Genomic DNA, 17977 nt, shown 5'->3' on the forward strand with positions numbered 1-17977 from the left:
AGCGCAAGCCGCGCAAGCGTCGTCGTCGTCGCCACGGCCGTCCGGTCGAGGGTGCCGAGGGCGTGGCGAGCGACGGCAACGGTGCCGCTCCGGTCAAACCGGTGCAGGTGGTGGCCAAGCCGGTGCGTACCAGCGCCGATGCCGGCGACTCGTTCCTGACCCGTATCGGCCGCAAGATCCGCCGGATGCTGTCGGGCAACTGATCCGGTAGCACCCGACCGTTGGTCGGGTGGTATCAAGGGTGTGCCGACCAACGGTCGGCACCCACCATGCGGCCCGGCGCTACCGATCTGTCGCGCCGGTCCTGCATAATCGGGGCATGAGTGTCCTGCGCTTCGACAATGTCAGCAAACAGTACGCCGGTGGCCACGAAGCCCTGACCGATGTCAGCTTCGAGGTCGCGCCGGGCGAAATGCTGTTCGTCACCGGTCACTCCGGGGCGGGCAAGAGCACCCTGCTCAAGTTGATCCACCTCGACGAGCGGCCCAGCCGCGGCGCGGTGATGTTCGACGAGCGCAACCTGCTGAAGGTGCGCGGCGGCGATGTGCCGCGGCATCGACGCGCGGTCGGCGCGGTCTACCAGGACCACCGCCTGCTGATGGACCGCTCCATTGCCGAGAACGTGGCCCTGCCGCTGATCCTGCGTGGCACCCGCCGTGGCGACATCAACAAGCGCGTGCGTTCGGTGCTCGAGCGCATGGGCCTGGGGCACCGCGAGAAGGCGCTGCCCTCGCAGCTGTCGGCTGGTGAGCAGCAGCGCGTCGGCATCGCCCGTGCGATCGTCGGCGAACCCAAGCTGCTGGTGGCCGACGAGCCGACCGGCAACCTCGACCCGACCCTGGCCGCGGAAATCATGTCCCTGTTCGCCGAGCTGCCCGCGCGCGGCACCAGCGTGCTGGTGGTCAGTCATGACCTGCCGCTGCTGCGCCACATGCGCAAGCGGGTGCTGATCCTCGACCACGGCCGGCTGGTGGACGACATCTCGCCGCAGGATCTGGCGGAGTAACCATGGCCAAGAACGAAAACACCGAAGCCGCTGCGCCGTCGCGCCTGGGCGTGTGGTTCCAGCATCACGTGCACAGCGTGGTGTTCAGCCTCGGCCGCGCCTGCCGCAAACCGTGGGCAACGCTGCTGACCGTGATGGTCATGGCCCTGGCCCTGGCGCTGCCGCTGGGCCTGTCGATCGCGCTGGACAACCTCAAGCAGTTCGCCGGCAGCGTGCAGCAGTCGCGCGACATCAACGTCTTCCTGAAGGCCGACGTCGACGGCCCCGGTGCGTTGCGCCTGGCTGGTGAACTACGCGATCGTCCCGATGTGGGCAGTGTCACCGTGCGCACGCCGGAACAGGGCCTGGAGGAACTGCGCCAGGCCGGTCTCGGCGAGGCCATCGACGCACTCAACGACAACCCGCTGCCCTCGCTGCTGGTGATCACCCCCGGTCAGGGCCAGGACGATGCTCGGCTGGCGCGCGCGCTGGAAAGCCTGCCCGGGGCAGACCTGGTGCAGCACGACGCGTTGTGGCGCCAGCGCCTGGATGCATGGCTCGCGTTCGGCGCGCGGCTGGTGCAGGTACTGTCGGTGCTGCTCGGCGTCGGCGCCGCGCTGGTGGTCGGCAACACCGTGCGCCTGGACATCCAGGCCCGCCGCGAGGAAATCGGCGTACTGCAGCTGCTCGGCGCCAGCGATGGCTTCATCCGCCGCCCGTTCCTGTACCTGGGCGCCTGGTATGGCCTGGGCGCCGGCGCGGTTGCGCTGGGCCTGATCGGCATTGCCGGTGCCGCCCTGCGCGCACCCCTGGCCGAACTGTCGCGCAGCTATGGCAGCCCGTTCGTGCTGCATGGCCTGGACCTGCTGCATGGCAGCCTGGTGCTGCTCGGCACCTTGCTGCTGGGCTGGCTGGGTGCGTGGCTGGTGACCGGTCACTTCCTCCGCCAGACCCGCCCGACCGACACCTGAGACCGGCATGCAACCGCAAGCGCTGAAGCACCTTGAAGGGCCCGCGACGCGGGTGATGGTGGTTGACGGTTCCAAGCTGGTGCGCAAGCTGATCGCCGACGTGCTGCAGCGCGATCTGCCGGGCGTGGAGGTGATCGGCTGCGACAGCATCGAGGACGCCCAGCATGCGCTGGCGCAGGGCCCGGTCGATCTGGTCACCACCTCGCTGACCCTGCGCGATGGCGACGGGCTGGCGCTGGCACGGACGGTGCGTGAAGCCGCCGGCCAGGCCTATGTGCCGGTGATCGTGGTCTCCGGCGATGCCCAGCAGCACCTGGAGCAACGCCGTTTCACCGAGTACGTCACCGACTACTTCGACAAATCGCTGGGCCACGAGGCTCTGGCGACGTTCGTGCGCGGCTACGTGCAGCCGCAGACCATTCCCGGCGCGACCATCCTTTATATCGAGGACAGCCGGGTGGTGGCCGAGGCGACCAAGCGCATGCTCGAGCGCCAGCAGCTCAACGTGATGCATGTGGTCAGCGCCGAAGAAGCGTTCACCCTGCTGACCGCCGAATCGCTGGGGCGCAGCCGCCATCGCATCGACCTGGTGCTGACCGATGTGACCCTGAAGGGAGAGCTGAGCGGCCGCGACGTGGTGCAGCGCGTGCGCGTGGACTTCGGCTACGGCAAGCGCCGCCTGCCGGTGCTGGTGATGACCGGCGATGGCAATCCGCACAACCAGACCGGCCTGCTGCAGGCTGGCGCCAACGACCTGGTGCTGAAGCCGATCGAAGAGCGTCTGTTGATCACCAAGGTGCTGTTCCAGCTGCGGCTGGCCCGGTTGAATGATGGACCCCTGTTGCGATGACGTGTTGCGATGATCGATGAAGTAGTGGACACCCCAGCGATCCAGCTGGAACCGAGCTGGAAACAGCGTGTAGGCGATTACCTGCTGCAGCCGCAGATGCGCGAGCTGTCCAGCTTCCTGCGGCAGCGCAAGGCCAGCGGCGCGGCGGTGTTTCCGCCCGGCCCGCAGATCTTCGCCGCGTTCGATGCCACCCCGTTCGATCAGGTGAAAGTGGTCATCCTCGGCCAGGACCCGTACCACGGTCGTGGACAGGCCCATGGCCTGAGTTTCTCGGTGCAGCCGGGTGTGCCGGTGCCGCCGTCGCTGTTGAACATCTACAAGGAGATCGAGGGTGACCTCGCCATCCCGCGCCCCGACCACGGCTGCCTGATTCCCTGGGCACAGCGCGGCGTGCTGCTGCTCAACGCCGTGCTGACGGTGGAAGAGGGCAAGGCCGGTGCCCACCAGGGGCGCGGCTGGGAAGGCTTCACCGATCACGTGGTGGATGTGCTCAACCGCGAGCGCGAGGGCCTGGTGTTCATGCTCTGGGGCGCCTACGCGCAGCAGAAGGGCAAGGTGATCGATGGCGGTCGCCACCGCGTGCTGAAATCGCCGCATCCCTCGCCGCTGTCGGCCCACCGTGGCTTCCTTGGCTGCCGTCATTTCTCGATGGCCAACGAGTACCTGCAGCGCCGTGGGCAGGCCCCGATCGACTGGTCGCTGCCGCCGCGGGCGTCGCTGGCGCCATCGGGCTGAACGGCGGGCAACGCCGCCCGGTGATTGAAGGGCGAAACCGCCGCCTGTTCAGCTCCCTTTGACCCGGAATGGCCGTGTTTTCCAGGCTAGTGGGTTGAATTCCAAGGGATTGTGTATCCCGAAAAGCGCGCTCGCCACTGTCATCAAATCGCGTTACGGTAGGGCTCTGTTTGGGACCAGTGTTTCATCAGTGGAATGCTGGAACTTTTTCCTCCTTTAGCAGTCCAATTCCCCGACTGCTAAGATGGGTGCCTATGAGCCAGAACACCTCTACTGCCCTTGTGGCAAACAATCTGCCGATTCCCAGTGCGCTCGGTTCGCTGGACGCCTATATCGGTGCCGTGCACCAGATCCCGGTGCTGTCGGTCGATAACGAACAGGACCTGGCCCGTCGCTTCCGCGACGGCAATGATCTGGACGCTGCCCGTGAGCTGGTGCATTCGCACCTGCGCTTCGTGGTGCACGTGGCCCGCGGCTACAACGGCTACGGCCTTGCGCTGGGCGACCTGATCCAGGAAGGCAACATCGGCCTGATGAAGGCGGTCAAGCGCTTCGACCCCGACATGGGCGTGCGCCTGGTGTCCTTCGCCGTGCATTGGATTCGTGCCGAGATGCACGAGTTCATCCTGAAGAACTGGCGCATCGTCAAGGTCGCCACGACCAAGGCGCAGCGCAAGTTGTTCTTCAACCTGCGCAAGTCGAAGAAGCGCCTGGGCTGGATGAACGCCGCCGAAGTCACCGCGGTGGCCAAGGACCTGAACGTGTCCGAGCGCGAAGTGCTGGAAATGGAATCGCGCCTGTCCGGCCGCGATATCGGTTTCGATGCGCCGACCGACGAAGACAACGACCATGCACCGCCGTCGCCGGCTGCGTATCTGGTGGCCAATGACGAAGATCCGTCGATGGCCTACGAGCGCGAGGACAGCGAAGACAACCAGATGCAGCTGCTGCGTGAAGGCCTGGCGGAACTGGATGCGCGTTCGCGCGACATCATCCGCCGCCGCTGGCTGGATGCGGACAGCAAGGTGACGCTGCAGGAGCTGGCAGACGAGTACGGCGTGTCCGCCGAGCGTATCCGCCAGGTTGAAGCGAACGCGCTGAAGAAGATGAAGGCGCTGTTTACCGCGTAAGGTGGTGACGCGCTTGATTGACGAAAAGGCCCGGCAATGCCGGGCCTTTTCTGTTTGTGGGGCTGGTACAGCACCAGTAGATCCACGCCATGCGTGGATGTCCTGATGCCGCGTGGACCTCACCCCTCGCGTGCGATCGCGCGCCAACCAATGTCAGTGCGGTGGAACTCATTGGCCCAGCTCACCTTCGCCACACCCGCATACGCGTTCGCCTGCGCGTCGCGCACGCTGTCACCCAGTGCAGCCACGCACAGCACGCGGCCGCCGGCGCTGAGCACCTGGCCCTGCGCATCCAGCGTCGTACCTGCATGGAACACCTTGGCCGTTGCCGGCACCTCATCCAGGCCGGAGATCACCTCACCGGTGATGGGCGCTTCCGGGTATGGCTTGGCTGCCAGCACCACGCCCAGTGACGGGCGCGGATCCCACTGCGCGTCGACCTGGTCCAGGCGGCCATCGATCGCCGCTTCCAGCAGCTCCACCAGGTCCGACTGCAGGCGCAGCATCACCGGCTGCGTTTCCGGGTCGCCGAAACGCACGTTGAACTCGATCACCTTCGGCGCGCCGCTGGCATCGATCATCAGGCCCGCGTAGAGGAAGCCGGTGAATGGGATGCCGTCGGCAATCATGCCCTGCACGGTCGGGTTGACCACCTCGCGCATCACCCGTGCATGCACCTCGGGCGTGACCACCGGGGCCGGCGAGTACGCACCCATGCCGCCGGTGTTCGGGCCGGTGTCGCCGTCGCCGACGCGCTTGTGATCCTGCGAGGTGGCCATCGGCAGTGCGTGCACGCCGTCGACCATCGAAATGAAGCTGGCTTCCTCGCCGTCGAGGAATTCCTCGATCACCACGCGCGCGCCGGCATCGCCGAAGGCGTTGCCCGAAAGCATGTCACGCACCGCGTCTTCGGCTTCGGCCAGGGTCATCGCCACGATCACGCCCTTGCCGGCGGCCAGGCCGTCGGCCTTGACCACGATCGGCGCGCCCTTCTCGCGCAGGTAGGCCAGTGCCGCGTCCACCTCGGTGTGCACGGAATAGAACGCGGTGGGGATGTTGTGGCGTGCCAGGAAATCCTTGGCGTAGGCCTTGCTGCCTTCCAGCTGCGCGGCGGCAGCCGTCGGCCCGAAGATGCGCAGGCCGGCGGCGCGGAAGCGGTCGACCACGCCGGCTACCAGCGGCACTTCCGGGCCGACCACGGTCAGCGCCACGCCTTCGGCCTGGGCCAGGGCGAGCAGGCCATCGATGTCGGTGACCTTCACCGCGACGTTGCGGCACTTGTCTTCGTTGGCGGTGCCGGCATTGCCGGGCGCTACGAGCACTTCAGTGACACGGGAGGACTGGGCCAGCTTCCATGCCAGGGCGTGTTCGCGGCCGCCAGAGCCGATGACGAAGATTTTCATTGCGTGGAGATCCTGGGGGACAGAAGTGGATGTGATCGGAGAAATCAGTCAGATGGGCTTTCTGCTGGACGCCAAGCGTTTTGCCTCGGCGTTGAGACTCGCAAGATCAAGCTCGGCTTCGCGTTCGGACGCGATCCTTGCAGACGCACGTCGTGCCGCGTCGAATTCTGCGTAGCGCTCCGTGATGATGGCTTCCATCTGCTGGTTGGACACGCGACCGGGGCCATCGAGAATGGCGCGCTCGTTGAAGTCAAGGAAGCGATCGGTCTGCCTGATCCAGTCCAGCATATGGGTTTCTACGCGTCGCTCGGCGCGATCTTCAGCAAAATCCAGGAACATGGAGACCAGGCGGTTGAGCTGTTCAAGCTCCTGCTGAAGCAGGTAATTCTTGGAGACGACTGCATCGGACTTGCGGGGTTTGTCGCCGGTCCAGTTGGTCAGGCCCATGTGCGGTGCGTTGGAATCAGCGCGTTCCACAATCAGCTGTGCCGCTGTGCGGCCGGTGACAGCGTAGACCAGCTTGTTCTGGATGGTGGCAAAGAACGTCTTGGCGGTGGCTGCGCTACCGTCGTAGTCGGAGCTGCTGACTTTGAACAGTTCGCGCAGGGTTTGATAGAAGCGCTTTTCAGAACTGCGGATATCGCGGATGCGGTGCAGCAGTTCCTTGAAATAGTCCGCACGCTCGGCATCCTTGAGCCGCTCGTCATCCAGTACGAAGCCTTTGACCAGATACTCGGACAGGGTGTCGCTGGCCCATCGACGGAACTGGCTCCCGCGAGGTGACCGGACGCGGAATCCGACCGCCAGAATCATCTCCAATCGATACAGCTGAACGGAACGATTGATCGTGCGCTTGCCCTCGGTTTGAACTGTCAAGTAATCCTTGACGGTTCCCTCGGCTTTCAGCTCGCCATCCTGCAGGACGTTCCGGATGTGAAGACTGATGTTCTGCTTGGTCGTATCAAACAGCGCGGCCATCTCGCCCTGGGTCATCCACACCGTCCCCTCCGTAGCGCGCAGATGGACTTCCGTCCGGCCGTCGTCGGTGCGGTAGAGGATCAGTTCGCCGAGGGGACTGTTCATGGCCGGTCGATGTGCCTCACTCGCAGCCTTCGCGTCGCAGTGATTCGGGGAAGGAATAGGTCCAGGACTTCGGGTCCAGGGTGAAGCGGTGCTCCTGCCGCACCCGCTTGCCGCCGCAGGTGTTGCCGGTTTCCTCGATCAACAGCGGCCAGACGCGCGCGCTGCGGTCGCTGTCGTCGAAACGCAGCGCGAAGTCGATGCTGAAGCGGCGGGTCCGGCAGTCCTCGACAGTGTCAGCGTCGGTACTGGCGTCGACGGTGTCGCATTCGTACTGGGCGTCGTTGTCGATGTGGCTGCGCACGTTGCCGGTGGCGACCAATCCCTTCGGCCCCGGCAGGATCAGTGACTGCGAGAGCAGCGAGAAGCCCTGGCCGAACCAGCCATCTTCGACGCGGAAGCCGTAAAAGTCGCTGCCAGCGCGGATGATGCTGGCGCTGCCGGGCTGACCGCCGCTGCCGAAGCGCTCGCCGGTCAGTTCGCTCGCCACTTCGAAGCCTTCGCCCTTGGGATGCAGCACGAAGAAGTCGATGGTTCCCGGGTCGATGTGCGCGCCATCGGCCAGCGCGCCGCACACTGCCAGCAGCTGCTGCCAGCTGTCGCCGGTCACCACCGGCTGCTCGGCACAGACCTGCCAGTCGGTCGCGCGCACATCGCCGTCCTGGGTCCAGGTGCCGCGCCACTCACCTGACAGCTTGGCGTCCTTGCCGTAGCGTTCGGTCAGGAACGCCTGCAGCCGCGCGGTGCGGCTGATATGGGCAGTGGGCTCGGTGGTGGCCGCCTTTGCAGGCTCTGCCTGCGGGCCAGCGGTGGGTTCGGCGGCCGGCTTGCAGCCGGCCAGCAGCGCCGTGCCAACGAAGGCGAGCACGGCGAGCGGTTTCAAAGAGACTGCAGACATCCGTGTCGCTCCAGTAATCAGTGGCGGAAGTGGCGGACGCCGGTGAACACCATGGCCAGGCCGTGCTCGTCGGCGGCGGCGATGACTTCGGCATCGCGCATCGAGCCGCCCGGCTGGATCACCGCCTTGATGCCGGCCGCGGCTGCAGCGTCGATGCCATCGCGGAACGGGAAGAATGCATCGGAGGCCATCACCGAGCCCTCCACCACCAGGTTCGCATCGGCCGCCTTGATGCCGGCGATGCGCGCGGAGTACACGCGGCTCATCTGGCCGGCACCGACACCGATGGTGCGGTTGTCCTTGGCATAGACGATCGCGTTGGACTTCACGAACTTGGCGACCTTCCAGGCGAACAGCAGGTCGGTGAACTGCTTGTCGGTCGGCGCCAGCTTGCTGACCACCTTCAGTTCGTCGCGGGTCATGCCGCGGTTGTCCGACGACTGCAGCAGCAGGCCGGAGCCCACGCGCTTGTTGTCGAAGTTGTTCAGGCCATCGCCGTGCGGGATGCGCAGCACGCGCACGTTGGCCTTCTTCTGCGCGTATTCCAGCGCGGCCGGTTCGTAATCTGGGGCGATCAGCACTTCAACGAACTGGCGATCCAGGATCACCTGCGCGGTAGCAGCGTCGAGCGGCTTGTTGAAGGCGATGATGCCGCCGAAGGCGCTGGTCGGGTCGGTGGCATAGGCCAGTTCGTAGGCATCGCCATTGCCGGCACCAACGGCCACGCCGCACGGGTTGGCATGCTTGACGATGACGCAGGCCGGCGCATCGAACTGACGCACGCATTCCCATGCCGCATCGGCATCGGCCAGGTTGTTGTAGCTCAGTTCCTTGCCCTGCAGCTGCTGGAAGGTGGCCAGCGTGCCCGGCACCGGATGCAGGTCGCGGTAGAACGCGCCGCTCTGGTGCGGGTTTTCGCCGTAGCGCAGGTCCATCACCTTCACGAAGGTGGAATTCATCTGCGCCGGGTACTCGGCCCGCGCCGGCACTGCAGCGTCGGTGGCGGTGACCGCCGACAGGTAGTTGCTGATCGCCGCGTCGTACTGGGCGACGCGGTTGAACGCGGCTACCGAGAAAGCGAAACGGGTGCCGGCCGACAGCTGGCCATCATTGGCGTCCAGCGAGGCCAGCAGTTCGGCGTACTGCGACGGATCGGTGGCCACCGCCACGCGGGCGAAGTTCTTGGCCGCCGAGCGCAGCATCGCCGGGCCGCCGATGTCGATGTTCTCCACCGCATCGGCCAGCGAGCAGTCGGCCTTGGCGGTGACCGCTTCGAACGGATACAGGTTCAGCACCAGCAGGTCGATGGCGCCGATGCCGTGCTCGGCCATCACGGCGTCGTCCAGGCCGGAACGGCCCAGCAGGCCGCCGTGCACCATCGGATGCAGGGTCTTGACCCGGCCATCCATCATTTCCGGGAAGCCGGTGACCTCGGCAACGTCCTTCACGGCCAGGCCGGCATCGCGGATCGCCTTGGCGGTACCGCCGGTGGACAGCAGCTCCACGCCGCGTGCAGCCAGCGCGGTGGCCAGCTCGACCAGGCCGGTCTTGTCGGATACGGAGAGGAGGGCCCGGCGGACGGGCAACAGATCAGCAGTCATGGGGACAGGGCAATCGGCAGCGGAGCGGGGCCGATATTGTAGGCGGTGGGGGCCGGTGGCGGGGCTCGCGCAGGGCAAATTCGACGCCCGGCAGGGATTGCCGCCGTGCCCGCCGTGCCGGATTGGACGCGGAAGACCTTGTCGGAACCGGCTGTCGATAGGGTAGGCTGTGCCCGCACTGCCAAGGATTAGCGGGTTCAGATCGTGTCGATCTATGCATTGAAAGGACGTTTCCAGGACCTGCTGCGTCCGGCCGTACACGGCCTGTACCGCATGGGCGTCACCGCCAACGCGGTGACCGTGGCTGCGGCCGTGGTCTCGCTGCTGGTGGCTGCCGCCGTGTGGTACTGCGCCCCCGCCCAGCCGCTGCTGTATCTGGCGCTGCCGCTGTGGATGCTGCTGCGCATGGCCCTCAACGCCGTCGACGGCATGCTGGCCCGCGAGTTCGGCCAGCAATCGCGGCTGGGCGCCTATCTGAATGAGTTGTGCGATGTGATCGCCGACGCGGCGCTGTACCTGAGCCTGCTCAGCGTACCGGGCGTGCGTGCGGAGGCACTGTGGCTGCTGGCCTGGGCCGCCGCGCTGAGCGAGTACGCCGGCGTACTGGGTTTGATGGTCGGAGCGAGCCGCCGCTATGACGGCCCGATGGGCAAGAGCGACCGCGCGTTCGTGATTGGCGTGCTGGGCCTGCTGCTGGCGTTTGGCTGGGCAGGTGCGACCGTGGTCAGCGCAGTCGCGGCACTGGCTGCGCTGCTGTGCGTGCTGACGATGGCCGGCCGCGTACGCCAGGGATTGAAGGAAGCCGCAGCGACACCGCAGCGGTAAACACAACAAGACTTCACGCCATTCCAATACGGAGATTGCATGCGTCAGGCGCAGGAACGGGAATTCCACAGCTTCGACCAGGTACCGCTGTTCTACCGGTACTGGCCGAGCACCACGGCAACCACGCCGGCCAAGGCCATCGTGCTGCTGCATCGCGGCCATGAACACTCTGGCCGGGTCACCCATCTGGTCGATGAACTGGCCCTGCCCGACACGGCTTTCTTTGCATGGGATGCGCGCGGCAACGGCCGCTCGCCCGGCACTCGCGGCGACGCACCGGGGTTCCCGGCGCTGGTACGCGACCTGGACAGTTTCATCGCCCACATCGGTGCCGAGCACGGCATCGCGATCGAGGACATCGTGGTGATCGCGCAGAGCGTGGGCGCGGTGGTTGCCGCCACCTGGGTGCATGACTATGCGCCGCGGTTGCGCGCGCTGGTAATGGCTTCGCCGGCCTTCAAGGTGAAGCTGTACGTGCCGTTCGCACGCGCTGGGCTGGCGCTGATGCAGAAGCTGCGCGGCAACTTCTTCGTCAACAGTTACGTCAAGCCGCAATGGCTGACCCACGACCCGGCACGGGTGGAAAGCTACCGCACCGACCCGCTGATCACCCGGCCGATCTCGGTGCGCGTGCTGCTGGGCCTGTACGAAGCCGCCGACCGCATCGTGGCCGACGCGCAGGCGATCAGCGTGCCGGTGCAGTTGCTGGTGTCTGGTTCGGACTTCGTGGTGCATCGCGGCCCGCAGGATCGCTTCTACGAACGCCTGTCCAGCCCTATCAAGGAGCGCGTGCACCTGCCGGGCTTCTTCCACGACACCCTGGGCGAGCGCGACCGTGCACCGGCGCTGGCTCGCGTCCGCAGCTTCATCCAGGCGCGCTTTGCCGAACCGCTGCAGGAACTGTCGCGGCGCGATGCGCATCGGCACGGCCCGACCTTCGAAGAATCGGAGATCCTGTCGTGGCCGCCGGAGCGCAACAGCCTGGCCGACCTGCGCTGGCGCGTGGTGCGCGGTGGCCTGCGCTTCGGTGGCACGCTGTCCGAAGGCATCGCGCTGGGCCTGCAGACCGGTTTCGACTCGGGCAGCACGCTGGACTACATCTACCGTGATGAAGCGCGGGGCAAGGGCCCGCTGGGCCGGATGGTCGACCGCAATTATCTGGATGCGATCGGTTGGCGCGGCATCCGCGTGCGCGGCAAGCATCTGCAGGAACTGCTGCGCGATGCCGCCCAGCGACTGCGCGGGCAGGGCGCGCCGGTGCGCGTGCTGGACGTGGCTGCCGGCCATGGCCGTTACGTGCTGGAAGCACTCGGCCAGGGCGAGCAGCGTGCCGACCGCATCGTGCTGCGCGATTTCAGCGATCTGAACGTGACCCAGGGCAAGGCCTTGATCGAGCGCCTTGGCGCGGCCGACATCGCTCGCTTCGAACAGGGCGATGCGTTCGATCCGGCGCAGCTGGCGGCAGTGGACCCGGCGCCGACGCTGGCGGTGGTGTCCGGCCTGTACGAACTGTTCCCGGACAACGATGCGGTGCTGCGTTCGCTGCAGGGCATTGCCGCGACGGTGCCGGTGGGCGGTTACCTGGCCTATACCGGGCAGCCGTGGCATCCGCAGCTGGAGTTCATCGCGCGTGCATTGACCAGCCACCGTGGTGGCGCGGCGTGGGTGATGCGCCGCCGTACCCAGCAGGAGATGGACGAACTGGTGCGCCTGGCCGGCTTCCAGAAGGTGGCCCAGCGCATCGATGACTTCGGCATCTTCAGCGTATCGCTGGCACGCCGGATCGCGTGATGGCGACGCTGGTGGCAACCGCATCACCCAGCGAGGCGCGTCCGTGGCGGCGCGCCCTGCTATGGCTGGTCCTGCTGGGTCCGTTCTTCTTCGCCAGTTATGGCTTTGCCAACTGGATGGCGGGCCGCCACGCCGAATTGCCGGTGATGGCGTTCGCCTGGGAGACGCAGATTCCGTTCGTACCGTGGACGATCGTGCCGTACTGGTCGATCGACCTGTTCTATGCGGTTTCGTTCTTCCTGTGCCGGCGTCGGCTGGAGCTGGACCGGCACGCGTTGCGCCTGCTCAGCGCGCAGGTGATCGCAGTGACGTGCTTCCTGCTGTGGCCATTGCGCTTCAGCTTCGAACGGCCGGAAATCGGCGGTGTGTTCGGCTGGTTGTTCGATGTGCTGCTGGGCTTCGACAAGCCCTTCAACCAGGCGCCGTCGCTGCACATCGTGCTGCTGATCGTGCTGTGGGTGAAGTTCGCGCAATACCTGCACGGGGCCTGGCGGCTGCTGCTGCACGTATGGGCGCTGCTGATCGGCATTTCGGTGCTGACCACGTTCCAGCACCACTTCATCGATATTCCCACCGGGCTGCTGGCCGGCTGGCTGTGCGTGTGGCTGTGGCCGGAGCAGGGCACGCCGCCGCTGCGTGCATGGCAGGCCACGGGTGACCCGAAACGTTGGCGGCTGGCGGCGTTGTATGCGCTCGCTGCCGGCCTGCTGCTGGTGCCGGTGGTGATGCTGCGTGGCACCGCGTTGTGGCTGCTGTGGCCGATGGTGTCGTTGCTGCTGGTGTCGATGGCCTATGCGGGGCTGGGCACGGCGGTGTTCCAGAAGCGCGCCGATGGCCGGTTGACGATGGCCGCGCGCTGGCTGCTGGCACCGTACCTGGGTGCGGCGTGGATCAACTCGCGGTTGTGGACGCGCCGCGCGCCGCAGCCCGTGCCGGTCATCGATGCGGTCTGGCTGGGTCGTCTGCCGGCTGCCGCACTGCCGGCGCCGCTGGTAGGGGTGGTCGACACCTGTGCCGAGCTTTCCTGTCGTGCGCCAGGGGCAGCGTATGCCAGCGTGCCGATGCTGGACCTGGTGGTGCCATCGGCGGCGCAGCTGCGTGCCGCGGCGGACGCCATCGAACGCCTGCGCGATCATGGCCCCGTGCTGGTCTGCTGTGCACTGGGCTATTCGCGCAGCGCGGCCAGCGTGGCGACCTGGTTGCTGCGCAGCGGCCGTGCGCGCGATGTGGCCGAAGCGGTGGCGATCGTACGCTCCGCGCGGCCGAGCATCGTGCTGCATGACGTTCATCTACAGGTGATCGCGGCCGCTGCCGCGCAGGAGACCGCTGCATGAGCGCTGTGCCCGATCTGCCGATGATGCATCTGCTGCTGCGACAGGGACGTTTGCCTGCCGCGTTGTCGCTGGGACTGCTGCTGGTGGCCCTGTTGCTGCTGGGCATCGAGCCGGGCCTGGCGATGTTCGCCGCTGGGTTGCTGCTGCTGAGCCTGGTTGCAGGCGCTGTGCAGGCGTATTACGCGGTGCGGGTGCAGTTGGATGCCAGCCTGTTGCGCTTGCTGCAGCAGGAGGGCCTGCAGGGCGAAGACGCGGCACAACGGGTGGACCAGGCACTGCATACGGCCGGCCTGCGCAGGCTGGACGCACAGGCGCCGACGCGTGGCTGGGATACGCGCTGGACCGGCATGCGTCGCCTGCTGATGCGCCAGTACGCCGCCACGCTGCTGCAGTTCGCTGCCCTGCTGCTGGCCGTGCTGTGGCCGCAGACCTGATGGGAGGTGCCGATGTTCGCTGAACTGATCGCCCGCGCCTGCAGTGCGGCCATCCATGTAGTGACCGGCGCACGCGCGCTGTGGGTCGGCTGCGCGCCGTCCAGCGAGCACCGCGTCTACTACGGCAACCATGCCAGCCATGGTGATTTCGTGCTGATCTGGTCGTCGATGCCGCCGGCACTGCGGCGTCAGGTGCGCCCGGTCGCCGCCGCCGAGTACTGGCAGCGCGATGGTCTGCGTCGCTATCTGATCGACGCGGTGTTCAATGGCGTGCTGGTGGAACGTGAGGCGGGCAACCGCCATCAGGATCCTCTGCAGGTGCTGCGTGATGCGGTGGATGAGGGCTGTTCGCTGATCCTGTTTCCGGAGGGCACGCGCAACATCGGCGATGAGCCGCTGCTGCCGTTCAAGAGCGGCATCTACCACCTGGCCCGGCAGCGCCCGGAACTCGAGTTCGTGCCGGTGTGGATCGACAACCTCAAGCGGGTGATGCCGAAGGGGCGTTTCCTGCCGCTGCCGCTGCTGTGCACGGCGACCTTCGGTACGCCGCTGCGGCTGCAGGCCGATGAGGACAAGGCCGCGTTCCTGGCGCGCAGCCGGCAGGCGCTGCTGGCCCTGGCCCCGAACGGAGGCCGCGCATGAGCTTCATGATCGATATGTCCGGTGATCTGGCCGCACGCAGTGTGGGTCAGCAGACCGGCCTGCTGTTCGCCGGTGTGGGTGCGGTGCTGGTGCTGGCCACGCTGGTGTCAGAAACCCTGCGCTGGCGCCAGCGCGGCAAGCCCAGCGCAGTGATCGCCAACCTGGTCTCGCGTATCCGCGCGTGGTGGGTAATGGCCATCGTGGTGGGGCTGGCGCTGTTCTTCGGACGCGCCGGCGTGATCGTGCTGTTCGCGATCATCTCGCTGTTCGCACTGCGCGAATTCATCACCCTGGCGCCGACACGATCAGGCGATTACTACGCGTTGCTGGCCGCGTTCTACATCGTGCTGCCGTGGCAGTACTACCTGGTGTGGATCGACTGGTACGGCATGTACACGCTGTTGATTCCGGTATATGCGTTCCTGTTCCTGCCGATCCTGGCCACCATCGGCGGTGATACCACCCACTACCTCGAGCGCACGTCGAAGGTGCAGTGGGGTTTGATGATCTGCGTGTTCTGCATCTCGCACGTGCCGCTGCTGTTGAACCTGCGCGTGCCCGGCTACGATCCGGCGCGCAACGTGCTGCTGTTCGCCTTCCTGGTGATCGTGGTGCAGTCGTCGGACGTGCTGCAGTACATCTGGGGCAAGCTGCTGGGCAAGCACCTGATCGCGCCGAAGCTGTCGCCGTCGAAGACGGTGGAGGGCTTCGTCGGCGGCGTGCTCTGTGCCAGCGCGCTGGGTGCCGCGCTCTGGTGGATCACCCCGTTCACGCCGCTGCAGGCGTTCGGCCTGTCGCTGCTGATCAACCTGATGGGGTTCTGGGGCGGCCTGGTGATGTCGGCGATCAAGCGCGACCGCGGCATCAAGGACTGGGGCAACATGATCGAGGGCCATGGCGGCATGCTCGATCGGCTGGATTCAGTGTGCTTCGCCGCGCCAGTGTTCTTCCACGTGGTGCGTTACTACTGGAAGGCGGGCGGCGGCGGGTGACCGGCGGGTTTCCATCCACGCATGGCGTGGATCTACCGGAGCCGGTAGTGCCGGCCGCTGGCCGGCAGCCTCATGAACGACGACGGTGTGTTGCATTTGCCGGCCAGCGGCCGGCACTACCAGGCATGCGCTTACGCGCTGATGCCGTATTCCTTCAGCTTCTTGCGCAGGGTGGCGCGGTGGATGCCCAGCATCGCGGCCGCGCGGCTCTGGTTGCCTTCGCAGTGGTTGAGCACTTCCACGAACAGTGGAATCTCCATCTCGCGCAGCACGATCTCGTAGACATCGTCCGCATCGCAGCCATCGAGGTCGCGCAGGTAACGGCGCACGGACTGGGCCACGTGTTCGCGCAGCGGTGGCCGGGCAGCGCCACGACTGTTGTCAGGACGAGAAAGGACAGCGTTCAAGGGGGTTCCCGATCTGGTTGGTCCATGCACGCGGGGCGCCGGACCGGATGAGGTGATGGCGGTCAGTCTAGCGCGAGCGTGCCCGACCTGCCACGGCCGGACGGTCCGACCAAGGTCAAAGGAACTCGAAGGTGAATGCGACCGTGGATGCGGCAGGCTCCTGCACGCGGAAGGCGATGCGTGCGCTTTGACCCGGTTCAAGCGGGGCCGCCCCGGGGTTTTCTCCGAGATACTGCGCCGGTGTGAACACGCCGGTGCCGATCACGCGACCATCGGCATCGGACAGCGACAAGCGCAGATCCGGCCATGCCTGCGGCCAGCGCGCGTCGTTGCGGATGCTGGCCTGGATCTGCAGCACGCCGGCCTGGGCCGGCAACGGCCGGATTTCACGGCTGGTCATGGTGAATGCAGTGGGCTCGCGCCAGACGGGCAGTGTGCAGCGCAGTACGTTGCACAGCGCGCTGATCCACGGCCGGGTGCCGGCATCGGCGGCCAGCCGTGCACGATCGGCAAGCACGCTCTGCAGCAACAGCAGCAGCGCCAATGCGGCCACCAGCAGCCAATGCCAGCGAGGGGTTGGCTGCGCCCGTGGGCGCGCGCCGAGGAAGCTGGGCGCATCGGCGACGGTGGCAACGATGCCGGGTGTGGCAGTGAAGGCCGGTTCGATTATTGGATCATCGGCAACCAGCGATTCTGCTTCTGTTGCCGCCACGATGTCCGTTGCCGGGTCGATGTCGTCGATCACCGGCGCTGCATCGGTCGCCACCGGTTCGCGCGGTCCGGTGGCTTCAGGCGTGGCATCGCGTTCCTGCGCGGTGCGCAGGAACGTGGCCAGGGGACGGCGCGGTGGGTTCGGCTCGGACATGCTCAGGGCGCGGGCTCGGATCCAGCGGTCATTCAACCACGATCAGGCGCGGCGTACGCCGGTGATACGCATCCAGTCGCCATCCTGGGTGGCCTGCAGGTCGTCGAACCACGCCGCATAGCGCTGCAGCAGTTCGTCTTCCTGGCCATGCAGGATGCCCGACAGGGCAATGCGACCACCGGTGGCGACACGGGCGGCCAGCAGTTCGGCCAGTGCATCCAGCGCGGAGGCCAGGATGTTGGCGACCACGATCGGATAAGTGGCGACCGGTTCGTCCTGCGGCAGGTACACCTGCATGCGTGCCTGTTCGCCGTTGCGTTCGGCATTGTCGGCGGTGGCGATCAGCGCCTGCGGGTCGTTGTCCACGCCGATGGCCTGGGCGGCACCGAGCTTCAGTGCGGCCAGGGCGAGAATGCCCGAGCCACAGCCGAAGTCGAGCACGCGCTGGCCCTGCAGCTGGCCATCGACGGCCAACTGGTCCAGCCAGCGCAGGCACAGCGCGGTGGTCGGGTGGGTGCCAGAGCCGAAGGCCAGGCCCGGGTCGAGGCGCACGATGGCGGCATCGGCGGCCTGCGCGGCCTCCGGCAGCTCATGGTTCCACGGCACGATCCAGGTGCGGCTGCCGAAGTCCATCGGCTGGAACTGGTCCAGCCACGCGCGCTCCCAGTCCTGGTCTTCCACGGCGCGGAAGCTGCCGCTGCTCCAGTCCAGCTCCGGGTCGAACGCTTCCAGCGCGGCCAGCAGCAGCAGGGCGTTGCTGTCGGCCGGGAACAGCGCGCTGAGCACCAGGGTGTCCCACAGCGGAGTCTCACCCACGCCGGGTTCCAGGATGGCCTGCTCGTTGCTGGTGTCGGCTTCGGCATCAAGCAGGGTCACCGCCAGCGCGCCGACGTCCTCCAGCGCATTCTCATAGCGGGGCTGGGTGGCTTCGGTGCAACGCAGGGTCAGTTCCAGAAACGGCATGGCGGTGAGGGCAATCGCGGGAAAGGGGGCCATGCTAGACCATCAGGGCGTCTCCGTATGCCTTGAGATGA

General features: G+C 66.6%; 19 protein-coding genes. 12 read left to right on the plus strand and 7 right to left on the minus strand.

Features of this window, described 5'->3' with window-relative positions:
- The 6 genes from rhlB to rpoH form a co-directional block, all read left to right on the plus strand.
- Positions 1 to 203, plus strand: a 203-nt coding sequence (gene rhlB / locus AC27VL_RS07585; protein WP_488765949.1) for an ATP-dependent RNA helicase RhlB, incomplete at its 5' end; no start/stop codon positions are given.
- A gap of 116 nt (positions 204 to 319) precedes the next feature.
- Entirely contained in the window at positions 320 to 1006 is a 687-nt protein-coding gene (gene ftsE / locus AC27VL_RS07590; RefSeq protein WP_025878609.1) for a cell division ATP-binding protein FtsE, read from the plus strand.
- A 2-nt stretch (positions 1007 to 1008) separates the two neighbouring features.
- Positions 1009 to 1956, plus strand: a complete 948-nt coding sequence (ftsX, locus tag AC27VL_RS07595) for a permease-like cell division protein FtsX (RefSeq protein ID WP_100553794.1) — start codon at positions 1009 to 1011, stop codon at positions 1954 to 1956.
- 7 nt (positions 1957 to 1963) lie between these two features.
- Positions 1964 to 2806: a response regulator gene (locus tag AC27VL_RS07600; RefSeq protein WP_100553793.1), complete on the plus strand. Its 843-nt coding sequence runs from the start codon at positions 1964 to 1966 to the stop codon at positions 2804 to 2806.
- Positions 2807 to 2815: 9 nt separating this feature from the next.
- Entirely contained in the window at positions 2816 to 3541 is a 726-nt protein-coding gene (gene ung, locus AC27VL_RS07605) for a uracil-DNA glycosylase (RefSeq protein WP_100553792.1), read from the plus strand.
- A 254-nt stretch (positions 3542 to 3795) separates the two neighbouring features.
- Positions 3796 to 4671 (plus strand): RNA polymerase sigma factor RpoH, encoded by an 876-nt coding sequence (gene rpoH, locus AC27VL_RS07610; protein ID WP_100462199.1) that lies wholly within the window; start codon positions 3796 to 3798, stop codon positions 4669 to 4671.
- Between the two features lie 119 nt (positions 4672 to 4790).
- On the opposite strand, the gene purD is transcribed toward rpoH, so the two are convergent.
- The 4 genes from purD to purH are packed head-to-tail and all read right to left on the minus strand — an operon-like array spanning position 4791 to position 9653.
- The gene (gene purD / locus AC27VL_RS07615) at positions 4791 to 6074 is read right to left on the minus strand and encodes a phosphoribosylamine--glycine ligase (protein WP_488765950.1); all 1284 of its coding nucleotides are present in this window, start codon (positions 6072 to 6074) and stop codon (positions 4791 to 4793) included.
- A gap of 48 nt (positions 6075 to 6122) precedes the next feature.
- The gene (locus AC27VL_RS07620; RefSeq protein ID WP_100553790.1) at positions 6123 to 7157 is read right to left on the minus strand and encodes a virulence RhuM family protein; all 1035 of its coding nucleotides are present in this window, start codon (positions 7155 to 7157) and stop codon (positions 6123 to 6125) included.
- Positions 7158 to 7173: 16 nt separating this feature from the next.
- Complete coding sequence (locus tag AC27VL_RS07625) at positions 7174 to 8052, minus strand: hypothetical protein (RefSeq protein ID WP_191077743.1); 879 nt, start codon at positions 8050 to 8052, stop codon at positions 7174 to 7176.
- A gap of 17 nt (positions 8053 to 8069) precedes the next feature.
- Positions 8070 to 9653: a bifunctional phosphoribosylaminoimidazolecarboxamide formyltransferase/IMP cyclohydrolase gene (gene purH, locus AC27VL_RS07630; RefSeq protein ID WP_100553788.1), complete on the minus strand. Its 1584-nt coding sequence runs from the start codon at positions 9651 to 9653 to the stop codon at positions 8070 to 8072.
- Between the two features lie 204 nt (positions 9654 to 9857).
- Here purH and AC27VL_RS07635 point away from each other — a divergent pair, with 204 nt between their 5' ends.
- From AC27VL_RS07635 to AC27VL_RS07660, 6 genes are read left to right on the plus strand one after another with little or no spacing between them, the layout of a single operon-like run.
- The gene (locus tag AC27VL_RS07635) at positions 9858 to 10478 is read left to right on the plus strand and encodes a CDP-alcohol phosphatidyltransferase family protein (RefSeq protein ID WP_100553787.1); all 621 of its coding nucleotides are present in this window, start codon (positions 9858 to 9860) and stop codon (positions 10476 to 10478) included.
- A 39-nt stretch (positions 10479 to 10517) separates the two neighbouring features.
- The gene (locus AC27VL_RS07640) at positions 10518 to 12269 is read left to right on the plus strand and encodes a bifunctional alpha/beta hydrolase/class I SAM-dependent methyltransferase (protein ID WP_100553786.1); all 1752 of its coding nucleotides are present in this window, start codon (positions 10518 to 10520) and stop codon (positions 12267 to 12269) included.
- Positions 12269 to 13603 carry a phosphatase PAP2/dual specificity phosphatase family protein gene (locus AC27VL_RS07645; RefSeq protein ID WP_488765951.1) on the plus strand — a complete coding sequence of 445 codons (1335 nt, stop codon included), beginning with the start codon at positions 12269 to 12271 and terminating at the stop codon, positions 13601 to 13603. Before AC27VL_RS07640 ends, AC27VL_RS07645 begins: the two co-directional genes overlap by 1 nt.
- Positions 13600 to 14037, plus strand: coding sequence for a hypothetical protein (locus AC27VL_RS07650; RefSeq protein ID WP_100553784.1), 438 nt, complete (start codon positions 13600 to 13602; stop codon positions 14035 to 14037). Before AC27VL_RS07645 ends, AC27VL_RS07650 begins: the two co-directional genes overlap by 4 nt.
- Before the next feature lie 12 nt (positions 14038 to 14049).
- Positions 14050 to 14679, plus strand: coding sequence for a lysophospholipid acyltransferase family protein (locus AC27VL_RS07655; RefSeq protein ID WP_025878621.1), 630 nt, complete (start codon positions 14050 to 14052; stop codon positions 14677 to 14679).
- Positions 14676 to 15671: a phosphatidate cytidylyltransferase gene (locus AC27VL_RS07660; RefSeq protein WP_100553783.1), complete on the plus strand. Its 996-nt coding sequence runs from the start codon at positions 14676 to 14678 to the stop codon at positions 15669 to 15671. The genes AC27VL_RS07655 and AC27VL_RS07660 overlap by 4 nt, the downstream gene beginning before the upstream one ends.
- A 131-nt stretch (positions 15672 to 15802) precedes the next feature.
- On the opposite strand, the gene fis is transcribed toward AC27VL_RS07660, so the two are convergent.
- From fis to prmA, 3 genes are all read right to left on the minus strand, one after another.
- On the minus strand, positions 15803 to 16078 hold the full coding sequence (fis, locus tag AC27VL_RS07665) for a DNA-binding transcriptional regulator Fis (RefSeq protein ID WP_006397198.1): 276 nt from the start codon (positions 16076 to 16078) through the stop codon (positions 15803 to 15805).
- Between the two features lie 115 nt (positions 16079 to 16193).
- Positions 16194 to 16943 carry a DUF3426 domain-containing protein gene (locus tag AC27VL_RS07670; protein ID WP_488765952.1) on the minus strand — a complete coding sequence of 250 codons (750 nt, stop codon included), beginning with the start codon at positions 16941 to 16943 and terminating at the stop codon, positions 16194 to 16196.
- Between the two features lie 42 nt (positions 16944 to 16985).
- Positions 16986 to 17906 carry a 50S ribosomal protein L11 methyltransferase gene (gene prmA / locus AC27VL_RS07675; RefSeq protein ID WP_100554230.1) on the minus strand — a complete coding sequence of 307 codons (921 nt, stop codon included), beginning with the start codon at positions 17904 to 17906 and terminating at the stop codon, positions 16986 to 16988.
- Between the last annotated feature and the right edge of the window lie 71 nt (positions 17907 to 17977).

The organism is Stenotrophomonas sp. 14P6.2.3 (assembly GCF_057799055.1).